This is a genomic window from Haemophilus parainfluenzae (genome assembly GCF_014931375.1).
Lineage (GTDB): Bacteria > Pseudomonadota > Gammaproteobacteria > Enterobacterales > Pasteurellaceae > Haemophilus_D.
Map to the genome: position 1 here is coordinate 1,605,479 of NZ_CP063117.1, position 14,757 is coordinate 1,620,235.

The following is a 14,757-nucleotide window of genomic DNA, read 5'->3' on the forward strand; positions in this document are numbered from 1 at the left end:
ATCCTCATTGCCGCCTTGTTGATGCTTATTAAACACAACAAATCTTAATGAAATCTTAAGTAACCTTAAGATTTTTAAATTTTTTTTAAAATCACCAACAAAATCGCTCATTCACCAAGTTATCTTGGCGTTCTTTTTCCCATTTCGCTTTATTTTCAGGATTAGCAAAATAGCGGTCTTGCTCAACTAAACGTGCATCAAGTTTTGCCTCTGCTTCTTTTAATGCCAGTTTTCTATCTGGATGCTTACTTGGTAATTGAGGTAAAAACACTGCTTGATACGGATGTTTTTTAGCCCAGTCAATCGCATCTTGCGCCGCTTTGTGTTGCTTATTCAAATCACAGAACGCATACGGATTAACATGCTGTCCCACTAATTGCCCAAATCCCGTGTTATTCGATACCGTCAATTTATCTAAATCCAACACATATAACGCGGTGATTAAACGGTTTTGCCCACGATAAAACCATTTTACCGCTTCATCACGCAAGCCAAAATCATAAGCACGAGCAGAAAGTGCAAACATTGTCATTGGGGAAACAAAATCCACTTTTTTCTCAATAATATTGACCGCACTTTCAAAATCTTTTTGTGTATTTTTCAGTAATAACGCATCAATATCTTTGTTCACATTAATCTGTTCAAGTCGTCCATCTCTGGCATCGTAATAAGGCTTTACATACATATCAATATGCTTAACCGGCTCTTTTGAAATTGAGCTACAAGCTGTTAATAAAAGTGCGGTTGAAATTAACGTTAATTTTAGAAAGGTTTGCATGTTCTTTCCTTATGATGAATATTAGCTCGCTATATTACAACAAAAGAGCCGTGAGTTTTACTTCTCTTTCTTCTATAATGAGCAAAATTTTGTTTTATTTTGTTTCATGAAAATCCATCTTATTCAGCGCCAAATCACCTTAGATTTCGATAACCAAACTTCCCTGCTTAATTTTTTAGAACAACATCAAATTCACCATGAATATCAATGTCGTTCAGGTTATTGTGGTTCTTGCCGCGTGAAGATCAAAAAAGGCAAGGTATCTTACGCCGAAGCGCCCCTTGCCTTTATTCAACCCGATGAGATTTTGCTGTGTTGTTGTCGGGTGGAAAGTGATTTAGAAATAGAATTATAAATTATTCAAATCCAACACATCTGTCATATCAAACAATCCGTGAGATTGTTTTTCTAACCATTTACCTGCACGTACTGCACCATTGGCAAAGGTCATACGGCTTGATGCTTTGTGAGCAATTTCAACGCGCTCTCCAATATCCGCAAACCAGACACTATGTTCCCCCACAACATCTGAAGCACGAATGGTAGAGAAACCAATTTCATCACGTTTGCGTTCGCCTGTAATGCCTTCGCGACAAAATACGCCATGTGTTTTCAAATCACGCCCAAGAGTTTTCGCAATGTGTTCCCCCATAGAAAGTGCGGTACCAGATGGTGCATCCACTTTGTGACGATGGTGTGCTTCAATGATTTCGATATCGCAATAATCACCCATCACTTTGGCAGCTTTTTCTAATAGTTTAAACACCAAATTAACGCCTACGCTAAAGTTTGAGGCAAATACAATGGCGATTTTTTCCGATGCAGCTTGAATTGCGGCTTTACCTGCGTCATCAAAACCTGTGGTACCAATTACCATCTTTTTGTTATTAGCGACACAAAATGCGATATGCTCAAGCGTGCCTTCTGGACGCGTGAAATCAATCAGCAAATCAAAGTTGTCTTTTTCTGCATTTAAATCATCTGATACTTTGACACCTAATGCACCAATACCCGCAAGCTCGCCAGCATCTGCACAGACTAAAGAGGAACCTTTACGTTCAAAAGCAGCACCTAACTCTGCCCCTTCTGCATTATGTACGGCTTGAATTAATTGACGCCCCATTCTTCCACCGGCACCGGCGATCGCAATTTTTAATGTCATGTTTTGTCCTTTTTTAATCAAATTAAAGCGTGTTGAACGCCACTATAAATTAAATAGATTCCGAAGAAAATAAAAATCAGCCCTGCTGCGTTATCAATATAGCGACTATATTGGCTATAAAACTGTTTTGCAACAGAACGTGAGAAAAGCACCGAAATGATGTAGAAATATAAAAAAGTTTCTACGGTAATCACGGCTAGCGCAGTCAAAATCTGTGATGTTTCGGTAATATTCACTAAAACCAATGACATCACACTGCTGAAGTAAATCACAACTTTAGCATTAGATAAATTGACCAATAAACCTTTCATAATGCTCATTAAAGTCGATTGATTTGATGTATTTGCATTCTGCTTTTCATCAAAGACTGCATTGGTTCTTACTTTTGCCATTTTAATGCCGAGATAAACTAAATACGATCCACCAAGCATCATCACTATGCCTTGAATAATTGGCATGGTGGCAAAAATAATAGCGAGTCCTAAAACAGCAGCCGTAGCCCAAATTAATACACCAATGGTAATCCCAATCACGCCACCAATAGCTTCTCGACGGGAACTCATGGCAGAAATTCGGCTAACATAGAAAAAATCTGGACCTGGCGAAAGTAAACCAACAAGATGAATAATCATCAAATTTAGCATGGTAAGCCTACAATACGTAATATCACGATCACGATAACCGCATAAACTGCCGCTAAAACGTCATCCACCATAATCCCAAAACCACTTTCCAATTTTTGGTCAAAATAACGGATGGGATAAGGTTTTAAAATATCGAAGAAACGAAACAATACAAAGGCAATCACAATCCAAGGAAACGACAAAGTTGGAATCGCGGCTAACACAATAAATACCCCAACAAATTCATCCCAAACAATGGAGCCATGATCATGAACGCCCATATCATCTGCGGTTTTTTGGCATAAATAACAGCCAAGCGCAAAGCAAAGTGCGGTCAAAATTAGAAAGATTTTTAGTCCAACACAGGCTAATAATGCGGAGCTTAAAATCGTTCCAGCTAAACTTCCCCATGTACCCGGTGCTGGACGAATGAGTCCTGAACCGAAACCTAATGCCAGTAAATGAACTGGATTTTTTAAGCTAACTCTATCAAGTGGTGAACTATTCATTATTTATCCTTAAAATGATCGAAACCAGACGGCGCTTGATAATTCATTACACGTCCATCTTTTAAAAAAGTAAACTGATTGTTATTTTGCGGAACAATTTTTCCGATACAAGTGCAAGGTATATTCAACGATTGGGATAACTTTTCAATCTCGGCCTTTTTGTTTGCAGGAACTGTAAAGCAAAGTTCATAATCTTCCCCGCCACTTAATGCAAACGCTTCTGTTTTTTCTAAGCTATATGTTTTTTTGAGTGATGTGGATAAAGGCAAGAAGGATAAATCAATCTCCGCAGAACATTGGCTTCTCGTTAAAATATGTCCTAAATCAGCGACAAGACCATCTGAAATATCAATACATGAATGCGCTACATCCATTAAGGCTTGACCTAATTCAACGCGTGGCATTGGGTGAAAATGACGTTTTACTAAAAATTCAGTATCAAAATCGACCGCACTTTTACCCTGTAAGATCCAATTTAAACCCGCCGCGCTATCACCTAACGTGCCCGATACATAAATTAAATCTCCAACCTTCGCGTTATGTCGGAATAAAGCCTTTCCTTTTGGTACGAAACCTTGTGCCGTAATGGTTACAGAAAGTGGGCCTTTCGTTGTATCGCCACCAATTAACATCACATCAAATTGATTTAATGTATCAAACAGACTTTGACTAAATTGACTTAGCCAGTTTTCATCAATTTCAGGTAATGTCAGTGCAAGCGAAATCCAAGCAGGTTTCGCTCCCATGGCAGCTAAATCACTTAGATTTGTCGCGATAGCTTTATAGGCTAAATCTTGGGGAGAAATAGAAGATAAAAAATGCGTACCCTCGACCATTGTATCGGTGGTAATCGCAAGCTGATAGCCTTCTGGAATATGAGTGAGCGCACAATCATCCCCGATACTGAAATCGACAAAGTGTTGATTGCCTTTTTGTATTGAGAAATATTGCCCTATAAGATCAAATTCACCTGTACTCATTTTATCTGCACACCAAAAAACAAAGGGCAGACATTTGTCTACCCTACATTTGAATAATTATTTGCGACCTAATGCAGGAGCGACTTTATCCAATACACCGTTAATGTATTTATGGCTTTCATCTGCTCCAAACACTTTCGCCACTTCAATTGCCTCGTTAATCGCCACTTTATACGGTACATCTGGCTCAAATTGAAGTTCATAAACCGCTAAACGTAAAATCGCTTTTTCAATCGGATCTAATTCATCCAACGTGCGATCTAAATAATGACTCATTGAAAAATCAACGGCTTCTACATTCGCAACGGTTTGACGGAAAAGGCGGCTAAAATAAGGTTTATCCACACCTTTTAAATCTTGATCCACAACGAAAGTAAGTTCCACTTGTTCTGGTGCATTACCTGAGAGCGCCCAAGAATATAATGCTTGAACTGCACATTCTCTCGCTCTACGACGTGGCGATACTTTTTTTACAGGTTCTTTTTTCTCTGTCATTGGAATTATGCCGCATCAATTTGTTGTAAAAGATTCACCATTTCAAGTGCAGTTAATGCTGCTTCTGCACCTTTATTACCCGCTTTAGTACCTGCACGCTCGATAGCTTGTTCAATGTTTTCAGTTGTTAAAACACCGAATGCTACTGGGATTTCAGCTTGCATTGCCACTTGACCTAAACCGCTGCTTGCTTCGCCAGCCACATATTCAAAGTGAGCGGTACCACCACGGATTACCGTACCTAATGCTACAATCGCATCAAATTTTTTGCTTTCAGCTAAACGACGTGCTACTAATGGAAGTTCATACGCACCTGGTGCACGAACGATTGTGATATTCTCATCTTTCACTTGGCCGATACGTTTTAATGCATCTACCGCACCTTCTAATAAACTTTCATTAATAAAACTGTTAAAACGGGCAATCACCACTGCGATTTTAGCATTTGGTGCAGCTACCGCACCTTCTAAAACTTTCATACTTTTTCCTAATCTGAATGAACAATAAATTTGACGGTGGATTTTAGCATAAAAAGAAACCCTGTGGAAATAATCCGACAGGGTTTTCTATGAGTGGACAAGAACTTACTTCTCGAGTTTTAACGGTTCAATTTTCCAGATATTTTTCGCATATTCAAGAATCGTACGGTCTGATGAGAAGAAGCCCATATTCACCATATTTTGAATAGTACTTGCTATCCATGCATCACGATCTTGATATTTTTTATCTACCGCTTTTTGCGCTTCCACATAACTGCGGAAATCAGCAAAGGATTGATAATAATCGTGGTATTGTAAACCTTGAATGAGAGAATGATAACGGTTCGGTTCTTCCGGTGAGAAATCACCACGAATGATTTGGTCAATGACTTCACGTAACTGCTCGTCATTTTGATAATAATCAAACGGACGATAACCTTCGCGACGTAATGCTTCAACTTGTTCAACCGTATTACCAAAGATAAAGATATGATCCTTACCAACGTTATCTAAAATCTCAACGTTCGCACCATCAAGCGTACCCAATGTTAACGCACCATTTAAGGCAAACTTCATGTTACTGGTACCTGATGCTTCTGTTCCTGCAAGAGAGATCTGCTCAGAAATATCTGCTGCTGGAATGATTAATTGTGCAAGACTTACGCTGTAGTTCGGAATAAAGACAACTTTTAAACGACCTTTTAAGCGCTCATCGTTATTGATGACATTCGCGACATCGTTAATTAAACGAATGGTTTGTTTTGCCGCATAGTAAGCCGAAGCCGCTTTACCCGCTAAAATAAATACGCGTGGCTGCCAATCTTTTTCTGGTTCTGCCAACATTTCGTTGTAACGAGCAATAATGTGTAACACATTAAGCATTTGACGTTTGTATTCGTGAATACGTTTTACTTGAACATCAAATAATGCGTGTGGATCTAAATCGATATCAAGGGTTTTCTTCACATATTGTGCTAATTTCACTTTGTTATCATATTTGATATCTGCGACAGCACGCTTAAATTCACCTTTATCTGCAAACGCTTTAAGTTTTTCAATTTGGCTTAAATCGCAACGCCACTCAGAACCAATATATTGATCAAATAAAGCCGCTAATTTCGGGTTTGCTACGGCAAGCCAACGACGCGGTGTCACGCCATTCGTCACGTTGGTGAAGCGTTCTGGGTAGATACGAGCAAAATCAGCAAAGGTTGATGTCACCATAAGATCTGAGTGAATCGCCGCAACACCGTTCACTTTATGTGAGCCGACAACAGACAACCAGCCCATGCGCACTTTACGTTGATATCCTTCTTCGATCAGAGAAACGCGACGGATAAAGTCCATATCAGTCGTGACATAAGTTTTCACATACTCTAGGAAATGATCATTAATTTCAAAAATCATTTGTAAATGACGCGGTAAGATTTTCGCCATCATTTCTACCGGCCAGGTTTCTAATGCTTCTGACATTAAAGTATGGCAAGTATAAGAGAAGATACGACGAGTCACATCCCAAGCGTTTTGCCATGAATAACCGTGTAAATCGATTAAAATACGCATTAACTCAGGAATCGCTAATGTTGGGTGGGTATCGTTCAAGTGGATCGCAACTTTATCTGCTAAGTTATCTAACGTGCCATGTGTTCTGAAATGACGACGAAGAATATCTTGTAAAGACGCTGATACCAAGAAGTACTCTTGACGTAAACGCAATTCACGACCATTCCAGGTAGAATCATCTGGATAAAGTACGCGAGAAAGGTTTTGGTTAGCTGAACGGGTTGCTACCGCCGCTAAGTGATCACCACGGTTAAACTCCGCTAAATCAAACACCTCACCACCATGAGCAGACCATAAACGCAACGTTGATGCTGAATCATTTTTATAGCCAGGAATCATTTGGTCGTATGCAAGTGCGGTCACTTTTTCAGCTGGATTCCAAATACATTTTTTGCCTTCAAAATAAATATGACCACCAAAATCAATACTGAAACGTTTTGATGGACGCATAAATTCCCAAGGTGCACCTTTTTCTAACCAATCATCAGGGCGCTCAACCTGTTGGCCATTTTCAATTTTTTGACGGAACATACCGTATTCATAACGAATACCGTAACCCATTGCTGGAATCGCTAACGTTGCAAGTGAGTCCATAAAACAAGCAGCAAGACGACCTAAACCACCATTACCTAAACCAGGATCCACTTCTTTTTCAATAATCTCTTCTAAATCAACATTTAATTCAGCCAAGGCTTTTTGTGCCACATCATAAATGCCTTCTGCAATCATCGCATTAGAAAGTGTACGGCCGATTAAGAATTCCATGGAAAGGTAATAAACACGGCGAGTTTCTTCTGCACGAGATTGACGAGCGGTGGTAATCCAGCCTTCAGTCACTAAATCACGCACTGCATGAAGCGTCGCATTTAGCCAGTCGCGTTGACTCGCCTCTTTTGGTGAACGACCAATTAAGAAAATTAATTTATAAACAATTGCTTTTTTCACGCCTTCAACATCAAGACTTGGTCGATTGTAGAGAAATGGCGAATCAAAATTGTCCATGATCATAGAAAATAAAACCTCAATAAAAAAATCGCGCAAATTTTAAGCTTTTTTACGAAAAAAACAACAAAAATCCCCCTTCAAAGGCGATTATTTTGAAGAGGGAGTCAATCCATTGAATTATTGGTTTAAAATGCTTAAATAAAGCTGCTCATATTGAGCGGCGGCATTTTTCCAACTAAAGTCCTGTGCCATGGCGTTATTACGAACCATTGCCCAAACACGTTGTTTTTGCCACAACGCAAAGGCGTGTTGGATAGCACTTCGTAAATCATCTGCTTCAGCTTTTTGGAATACAAAGCCTGTTGCAGTACGCTCTTTAATGGTTTCGCTTGTACTGTTTGTCACTGTATCCGCTAATCCCCCAGTCGCTCGAACAAGCGGCAATGTGCCATATTGCAAGCCATATAATTGGGTTAATCCACAAGGTTCAAAACGGCTTGGAACTAAAATGACATCACCGCCCGCAACCATTAAATGTGAAAGTGCTTCATCATAGCCAATTTTTACTGCAATATGTTCTGGGTAACGTTGTGCTAATTGGCAAATTCCCTCTTCTAAATGTTTAGCACCGGAACCAAGAATCGCTAATTGACCACCTTGTTTAACAATTTCATCCGCTGTGGCAATCAGTAAATCCACACCTTTTTGTTCTGTTAAGCGAGTTACCATCACAAATAAGAGTGCATCAGGTTGTTGTGGTAAATTAAAATAAGCTTGTAAATCAGCTTTATTTTTCTTCTTGCCTGCGATGGATTTTAATTTGTAGTGATGCTGAATATATGCATCACAGCTTGGATGCCAAATTTCTTGATCCACGCCATTTAAAATCCCCACCAACTTACCGGCTCCACGTAAGCCTGTTAACAAGCCTTGCAAGCCATAAGCAAAGTCTGGTGTAGTAATTTCTTTTGCATAAGTAGGACTCACTGCTGTGACCATATCAGAATAATAGAGACCTGCTTTTAAATACGAAATTTGGCCAAATAATTCTAAACCATCAACATGGAACATGCCTTCTGGCAATCCAATTTCATGTAAATGGCGATGAGCAAATTGTCCTTGATAAGCCAAGTTATGAATTGTAAATACTGATTTTGCAGGGCGACCTTTATTAAAGAGATAAGCAGCGGCTAAGCCCGCATGCCAATCATGAGCATGAACCACTTCTGCTCGCCACCAACTGTCTAAGCCTGTCGCAAGTTCTGCGCCCACCCAGCCTAATAAAGCAAAACGCTTATAGTTATCAGCATAATCATTGTAATCGGTATCATGATAAGGATTTCCTTCTCGCCAATAGAGATGTGGCGCATCAATCAGATAAATCCCCACGCCATTGTATTCGCCATAACGTAACACAACATGACCTGCAAAATTATCAAATTCTGTGACGACATGCGTGTTCTCAATGCCCGCAGAGATTTTTGGATAAGCCGGCAACAAAATACGTGTATCAATACCAATTTCTTTTTGTGCAAAAGGTAACGCCCCTAAAACATCGGCAAGTCCACCGGTTTTGAGCAAGGGATATAGCTCCGAGCAAACATGTAAAACTCTCATAATTTTCCTTTTATACTTAAAATTGTGCTGTCATTGATAACAGCACAATCTTTTTAGTTCATTAAAAATACTGTCAAAATTGACCGCACTTTAATCCAAATGTTCTTCATTAGTGACTTCTTCGCCTTGCAATTTTTTCAACATTGCTGATGTAACAAGTACAACCTTGCCGGTAGAACTTACACGGAAACGTTTACTATCTAGGGCTTTATCCACACCAATTTCCATACCATCTGGAATAATACAATGGCGATCAATAATACAGTCTTTCAATGTACAATTTTTACCAATTTGTACTTGTGGTAACACCACACAGTGATCAACAGAAGATCCTTCATCAATTTTGATTCTATCAAACAACACAGAATTACTAATAGATGCATCGGTAATCACACAGCCACCACCGATAAGCGAGTTATCTACCGGTTTGACATTCGCTTTTTTATAGAAGAATTTAGACGGATAAGCCTGTACTGGATTACCACGAATTGGCCAGCTTTGATCGTAAATATCTAATTGTGGATTTTCTGAAACCAAATCGATATTAGATTGCCAGAAGCTATCAAGCGTACCCACATCACGCCAGTAAATCTCACCTTCAGTATTTCTGCCCATGCAAGAACGGCTGAATGGATGTGCATAAAGCACGCCTTCTTCCAAGCATTTTGGCAAGACATCTTTACCAAAGTCATGAGATGTGCAAGGTGTATTCACTTCTCTATCAAGCATTTTATAGAGATACTCTGCATCAAAGACATAAATCCCCATTGATGCTAATGAAATGTCTGGTTTACCAACCATCGCTGGTGGATCTTTTGGTTTCTCAACGAAGGCTTTAACTTTAAGATTTTCGTTTACTGCCATCACACCAAATTCACTCGCTTCAGAACGTGGTACTTCAATACAACCTACTGTACATTTTGCTCCACTTCTCACGTGATCCATCAACATGACACTGTAATCTTGTTTATAAATATGGTCACCTGCAAGAATCAAAATGTATTTTGGACGATAGTGATTACGGATAATCGCCATATTTTGATATACCGCATCCGCTGTACCACGGTACCATGTAGAATCATCAATTTGTTGACGAGCAGGTAACATATCAACGAATTCACCACGCTCTTGTGGTAAGAATGACCAACCTGTCTGTAAGTGGCGTAATAAAGAGTGAGCGGCATACTGGGTTACGACGCCAATACGATTCAAGCCTGAGTTTATACAGTTGGAAAGCGCAAAATCAATAATGCGACGATTACCGCCAAAATATAACGCAGGCTTAGCACGTTTATCGGTTAATTCATGTAAACGGGAACCACGACCACCAGCCAAAATAAGCACTAAAGTATCTTTAACTAATTCATATTTATTAAGATCACTTTTCATAACAAACTCCATAGTTTTCATCATCCATATGTTCCAACACTTCAAATGCTATACCGCTCACATCACATTGTTGAATCATGCTATTTTCAGTTTCGGCAATCTTTTTCCATTTCCCCTTTGGCAAATAAAAAGATTGCGGTTCAGTTTTTGCATTAATTAAGAAAAGATATTTGCCGTCCAACATGACTTGTAGGGCTTTGCTTTCCCGATTATGCCAATCGTCTAGGGTCATAGGGTTTCCCCCTGTATTCAACCACTCGACATTTTCATCCGACCACCAAGCATCCTGTTGCAAACTTTGAATTTTTTTTCGTAATGCAATGGTTTGCTTGGTGAAGTCAAATAAGGTTTGGTTAAAATCATTCCACTTTAACCACGTAATTTCGTTATCTTGGCAATAGGCATTGTTATTGCCATATTGGCTGTTACCAAACTCATCTCCAGCAAGTAGCATCGGCACACCATTTGATAATAATAGCGAGCCTAATAGACCTTTTTCCGATAAAACACGGCGTTTTTCGACCGCACTTTGCCATTCATCAGTTAAATCGAGTTGAGAACCTTCTATACCATGATTGTAGCTATAATTTTCATTTCGTCCGTCACGGTTCTCTTCGCCGTTAGCGTCATTGTGTTTATGGTTATAGCTCACTAAATCTCGTAATGTAAAACCATCATGGGCAGTAATAAAATTCAAGCTACCATGTGGTAATCGTCCTTCTCGTTTAAAAATATCGCTCGAGCCAGCAAAACGTTCTGCAAAAGCACCCACTTCACCACTTTGCCATAACCAAAAACGACACATATCATCGCGGAAACGATCATTCCATTGAGAAAAATAGGCTGGGAAATAACCAACTTGGTAACCGTAATGCCCTATATCCCAAGGCTCTGCGATTAATTTAATTTGTTGTAGAACGTTATCCTGTTCCATTTCTGCAAACAATTGTGCATCCGGATTGAAATCAGGTGTTTCACGACCAAGCACAGTGGCCAAATCAAAACGGAAACCATCCACATGACATTCTGTTACCCAGTAACGTAAACAATCTAATACCCATTTGCGAATGACGTCGTTAGCAAGATTGAGCATATTGCCGCACCCCGTCCAGTTGAGGTAATCACCATGCTCGTTTTGCCAGTAATAGGTTTTATCATCAATACCTCGCTGACAAAATGTTGGGAATGTTTTTTCGGATTCAGCCGTGTGGTTAAACACCACATCCAAAATCACTTCTATGCCTGCTTGATGCAAGGCTTTGACCATGCTCTTAAACTCATTTAAAGGCTGTTTTTGATCAGCGGCATAACTTGGTTCTAAAGCAAACATGGCTAATGGGTTATAGCCCCAATAATTACGTAATCCTTTTTCTTGCAAATGTGGTTCATCAATGAAGAAATTCACTGGAAGCAATTCAAGGCTGGTAATACCCAATGATTTAAAATACGCAATATTTTCAGGATGTGCTAACGCCGCATAAGTACCCCGAATATTTTCTGGAATACGGGAATTTAATTGGCTAAATCCTTTAACATTCAGTTCATACACAATGGTTTGAGCCCAAGGGATAGACGGCTTACAATCCCCTGACCAATCAAAACTCTCATCCACAATGCGACCTTTAGGTGCAACCGCTGCATTATCCCGTCCGTCATTTAACAAGAAAATGGAACGGGCTTCTGATGAACTTAAATCTGGTTTATGGCTTACTGCTTTCGCATAAGGATCAAGCATTAACTTTTGCGGATTAGCTAAAGTGCGGTCATTTTTACCAGTGATTCTGAACGCATACTCATCATTCAGCTCGACGCCCTCGATTGCCACATACCAAATATCATCGGTTCTGCTCATGGCAAAACGGCTTTCTTTGCCATCACGGAACAAACAAAGTTCAACAGCATCCGCCGCACTAGAAAACAGCGCAAAATTCGAAATTTTCAGGCCGTTTTCCAGCGTTTGTGAATATCCCATTGGGGAAGGTTTGCCATTGTTATAAATACTAAACATTGTGTTTTTCGCTATTGTTATGCTTTATATTTTAAATAGATCGTTGCGAGTGGCGGAATGGTCACGCTAATCGAATTATCACGTCCGTGACTTGCAATTTCTTCGCTTTCTACCAAGCCGAAATTACCTACGTTTGAACCTTGATAATACATTGAGTCAGTATTCAAAATTTCTTCGTATTCACCCGCTACATTTACACCGATACGGTAGCCTTCGCGTGGCACCGGAGTGAAGTTACTGATCACGATAATGCGTTCACCATCACTGCTTTTACGTTCAAAAGCAAAGACTGAATTCTCCGCATCATCTACCACTAACCAATCAAAGCCTTCCGGTTCACCATCTAACTCAAAGAGCGGTGCATTTTTTTGATAAATTCCATTCAAATCTTTGACTAATTGCAATACACCTTTATGCCATAGGCCACCATGGTTTTCGTCAAGCAAGAACCAATCCAAACTTTCTTCATAATTCCATTCGCGACCTTGAGCAAATTCATTGCCCATGAATAATAATTTCTTGCCTGGATAGCCCCACATATAACCGTAGTAAGCACGCAAGTTAGCGAATTTTTGCCATGCATCGCCCGGCATTTTGCCAAGTAACGAACATTTGCCATGTACAACTTCATCGTGAGAAAGTGGCAATACAAAGTTTTCGCTGTATTGATAAATCATCCCGAAGGTCATTTTGTCGTGATGATAACGACGATAAACTGGATCGAGTTTCATATAACTTAGGGTGTCATTCATCCAGCCCATGTTCCATTTAAAATTAAATCCAAGACCACCGTTTTCTGTTGGATGGGTTACGCCACCAAAAGAAGTGGACTCTTCCGCAATCGAAATAGCACCGGACACCTCAGAATGGATTTTCCAGTTGGTATGTTTTAAGAATTCAATGGCTTCTAAGTTTTCACGACCGCCATATTGATTCGGAATCCATTCGCCTTCAGCACGGCTGTAATCGCGGTAAATCATTGATGCGACCGCATCTACACGGATACCATCTACACCAAATCGTTCAAGCCAATACAATGCATTACTGGATAAGAAGTTTCTCACTTCATTACGACCATAGTTATAAATTAAGGTATTCCAGTCTTGATGATAGCCTTCACGTGGGTCAGCATGTTCATATAAGGCTGTACCATCAAATGCCACTAAACCGTGTGTATCACTAGGGAAATGCCCCGGTACCCAGTCTAAAATCACATTAATACCTGCTTTGTGCGCTTTTTCGACTAAGCGTTTAAAGCCTTCTGGTGTACCAAAACGGCTAGTTGGTGAATACAGCCCTATCGGTTGGTAGCCCCAAGAACCATCAAATGGAAATTCGGAGAGCGGTAAAAACTCAATATGGGTAAAGCCCATATGTTTTACATAAGGAATAAGCTCATCGGCAATTTGGTCGTAATCTAGCCAGAAATTATTTTCTAAATTACGGCGCCATGATCCCAAATGTACTTCATAAATCGAAATAGGTTGATTACGTTGGTTCGCTTTACGACGTTGCTCCGTCATTTCGACTACATCCGGCAACATACTGATTTCTGATGCAGTATCTGGGCGCAATTCCGATCTGAAAGCATAAGGGTCAGCTTTTAAACGAAGGTTGCCGTTGCAATCAATCAATTCAAATTTATAGCGTTGCCCAAGGCTAGCTTTTGGTAAGAATAACTCCCACACACCACTTGCCGGATGGAAACGCATTGGATGACGGCGACCATCCCAATAGTTGAAATCACCAACCAACGAAACACGTTTAGCATTTGGCGCCCATACCCGGAAATTTACGCCCGGTACACTGTCACATTCAGTAAAATGAGCACCTAATACTTCATAAGGACGCAATAACGAACCTTCCGCCAATAGCCATTGATCCAAGTCATTCATCATCGGATGGAAACGGTACGGATCTTCAATAATTTGAGCTTCTACGCCCCAATACACTTTTAATTGGTAGGTAAAGAAATGGTGAATATCCGGCACAATAGTAGCAAAAAATCCGCGGTCATCCTGTTTTTCTAGTTCGACAACCATGGATTGACTTTCTTTGTCAATCACTTCGACTTTATCTGCATCGGGTAATAAAGCACGAATCTCAATACCATTGTGAGTTTCATGCATGCCTAATACAGCAAAAGGATCGGCATGTTTGCCATCAAAAAATGAATTAATTACTGATTGAGCGACTAATTTCGTCATGA

13 protein-coding genes are annotated in these 14,757 nt (G+C 39.9%); 1 reads left to right on the forward strand and 12 read right to left on the reverse strand.

Annotation, left to right across the window (positions count from 1 at the left end; translation table 11 throughout):
• Nucleotides 1–91: 91 nt before the first annotated feature.
• Nucleotides 92–778, reverse strand: coding sequence for a hypothetical protein (locus tag INP95_RS07780; protein ID WP_197560467.1), 687 nt, complete (start codon nt 776–778; stop codon nt 92–94).
• A 106-nt stretch (nt 779–884) separates the two neighbouring features.
• On the opposite strand from INP95_RS07780, the gene yfaE reads away from it, so the two are divergent.
• On the forward strand, nt 885–1,133 hold the full coding sequence (yfaE, locus tag INP95_RS07785) for a class I ribonucleotide reductase maintenance protein YfaE (RefSeq protein ID WP_049365833.1): 249 nt from the start codon (nt 885–887) through the stop codon (nt 1,131–1,133).
• Here yfaE and dapB read toward each other — a convergent pair.
• The 11 genes from dapB to glgB form a co-directional block, all read right to left on the reverse strand.
• A complete protein-coding gene (gene dapB, locus INP95_RS07790; protein ID WP_197560468.1) occupies nt 1,128–1,940 on the reverse strand; it encodes a 4-hydroxy-tetrahydrodipicolinate reductase in 813 nt (270 codons plus the stop codon). The two genes, yfaE and dapB, sit on opposite strands and share 6 nt — an antisense overlap.
• A gap of 17 nt (nt 1,941–1,957) precedes the next feature.
• On the reverse strand, nt 1,958–2,584 hold the full coding sequence (locus INP95_RS07795) for a LysE family transporter (protein ID WP_197560469.1): 627 nt from the start codon (nt 2,582–2,584) through the stop codon (nt 1,958–1,960).
• Nucleotides 2,578–3,072 (reverse strand): phosphatidylglycerophosphatase A family protein, encoded by a 495-nt coding sequence (locus INP95_RS07800; RefSeq protein WP_420026388.1) that lies wholly within the window; start codon nt 3,070–3,072, stop codon nt 2,578–2,580. The genes INP95_RS07795 and INP95_RS07800 overlap by 7 nt, the downstream gene beginning before the upstream one ends.
• Complete coding sequence (gene thiL / locus INP95_RS07805) at nt 3,072–4,052, reverse strand: thiamine-phosphate kinase (protein ID WP_197560470.1); 981 nt, start codon at nt 4,050–4,052, stop codon at nt 3,072–3,074. The genes INP95_RS07800 and thiL overlap by 1 nt, the downstream gene beginning before the upstream one ends.
• 57 nt (nt 4,053–4,109) lie before the next feature.
• The gene (nusB, locus tag INP95_RS07810; protein ID WP_049364133.1) at nt 4,110–4,547 is read right to left on the reverse strand and encodes a transcription antitermination factor NusB; all 438 of its coding nucleotides are present in this window, start codon (nt 4,545–4,547) and stop codon (nt 4,110–4,112) included.
• A gap of 5 nt (nt 4,548–4,552) precedes the next feature.
• The gene (gene ribH, locus INP95_RS07815; protein WP_005695997.1) at nt 4,553–5,026 is read right to left on the reverse strand and encodes a 6,7-dimethyl-8-ribityllumazine synthase; all 474 of its coding nucleotides are present in this window, start codon (nt 5,024–5,026) and stop codon (nt 4,553–4,555) included.
• Between the two features lie 105 nt (nt 5,027–5,131).
• Nucleotides 5,132–7,597: a glycogen/starch/alpha-glucan phosphorylase gene (locus INP95_RS07820; RefSeq protein WP_197560471.1), complete on the reverse strand. Its 2,466-nt coding sequence runs from the start codon at nt 7,595–7,597 to the stop codon at nt 5,132–5,134.
• Nucleotides 7,598–7,711: 114 nt separating this feature from the next.
• Nucleotides 7,712–9,151 (reverse strand): glycogen synthase GlgA, encoded by a 1,440-nt coding sequence (gene glgA, locus INP95_RS07825; RefSeq protein ID WP_197560472.1) that lies wholly within the window; start codon nt 9,149–9,151, stop codon nt 7,712–7,714.
• Between the two features lie 90 nt (nt 9,152–9,241).
• On the reverse strand, nt 9,242–10,540 hold the full coding sequence (gene glgC, locus INP95_RS07830; RefSeq protein WP_197555659.1) for a glucose-1-phosphate adenylyltransferase: 1,299 nt from the start codon (nt 10,538–10,540) through the stop codon (nt 9,242–9,244).
• On the reverse strand, nt 10,530–12,548 hold the full coding sequence (gene glgX, locus INP95_RS07835; RefSeq protein ID WP_197560473.1) for a glycogen debranching protein GlgX: 2,019 nt from the start codon (nt 12,546–12,548) through the stop codon (nt 10,530–10,532). Before glgX ends, glgC begins: the two co-directional genes overlap by 11 nt.
• A 17-nt stretch (nt 12,549–12,565) precedes the next feature.
• Nucleotides 12,566–14,755: a 1,4-alpha-glucan branching protein GlgB gene (gene glgB, locus INP95_RS07840; RefSeq protein WP_197560474.1), complete on the reverse strand. Its 2,190-nt coding sequence runs from the start codon at nt 14,753–14,755 to the stop codon at nt 12,566–12,568.
• Nucleotides 14,756–14,757 lie beyond the last annotated feature (2 nt).

What these genes read in the sequence shown, in the direction of transcription:
- INP95_RS07780 (WP_197560467.1), bottom strand. Translation starts at nt 778, where the DNA reads ATGCAAACCTTTCTAAAATTAACGTTAATTTCAACCGCACTTTTATTA.
- yfaE (WP_049365833.1), top strand. Translation starts at nt 885, where the DNA reads ATGAAAATCCATCTTATTCAGCGCCAAATCACCTTAGATTTCGATAAC.
- dapB (WP_197560468.1), bottom strand. Translation starts at nt 1,940, where the DNA reads ATGACATTAAAAATTGCGATCGCCGGTGCCGGTGGAAGAATGGGGCGT.
- INP95_RS07795 (WP_197560469.1), bottom strand. Translation starts at nt 2,584, where the DNA reads ATGCTAAATTTGATGATTATTCATCTTGTTGGTTTACTTTCGCCAGGT.
- INP95_RS07800 (WP_420026388.1), bottom strand. Translation starts at nt 3,072, where the DNA reads ATGAATAGTTCACCACTTGATAGAGTTAGCTTAAAAAATCCAGTTCAT.
- thiL (WP_197560470.1), bottom strand. Translation starts at nt 4,052, where the DNA reads ATGAGTACAGGTGAATTTGATCTTATAGGGCAATATTTCTCAATACAA.
- nusB (WP_049364133.1), bottom strand. Translation starts at nt 4,547, where the DNA reads ATGACAGAGAAAAAAGAACCTGTAAAAAAAGTATCGCCACGTCGTAGA.
- ribH (WP_005695997.1), bottom strand. Translation starts at nt 5,026, where the DNA reads ATGAAAGTTTTAGAAGGTGCGGTAGCTGCACCAAATGCTAAAATCGCA.
- INP95_RS07820 (WP_197560471.1), bottom strand. Translation starts at nt 7,597, where the DNA reads ATGATCATGGACAATTTTGATTCGCCATTTCTCTACAATCGACCAAGT.
- glgA (WP_197560472.1), bottom strand. Translation starts at nt 9,151, where the DNA reads ATGAGAGTTTTACATGTTTGCTCGGAGCTATATCCCTTGCTCAAAACC.
- glgC (WP_197555659.1), bottom strand. Translation starts at nt 10,540, where the DNA reads ATGAAAAGTGATCTTAATAAATATGAATTAGTTAAAGATACTTTAGTG.
- glgX (WP_197560473.1), bottom strand. Translation starts at nt 12,548, where the DNA reads ATGTTTAGTATTTATAACAATGGCAAACCTTCCCCAATGGGATATTCA.
- glgB (WP_197560474.1), bottom strand. Translation starts at nt 14,755, where the DNA reads ATGACGAAATTAGTCGCTCAATCAGTAATTAATTCATTTTTTGATGGC.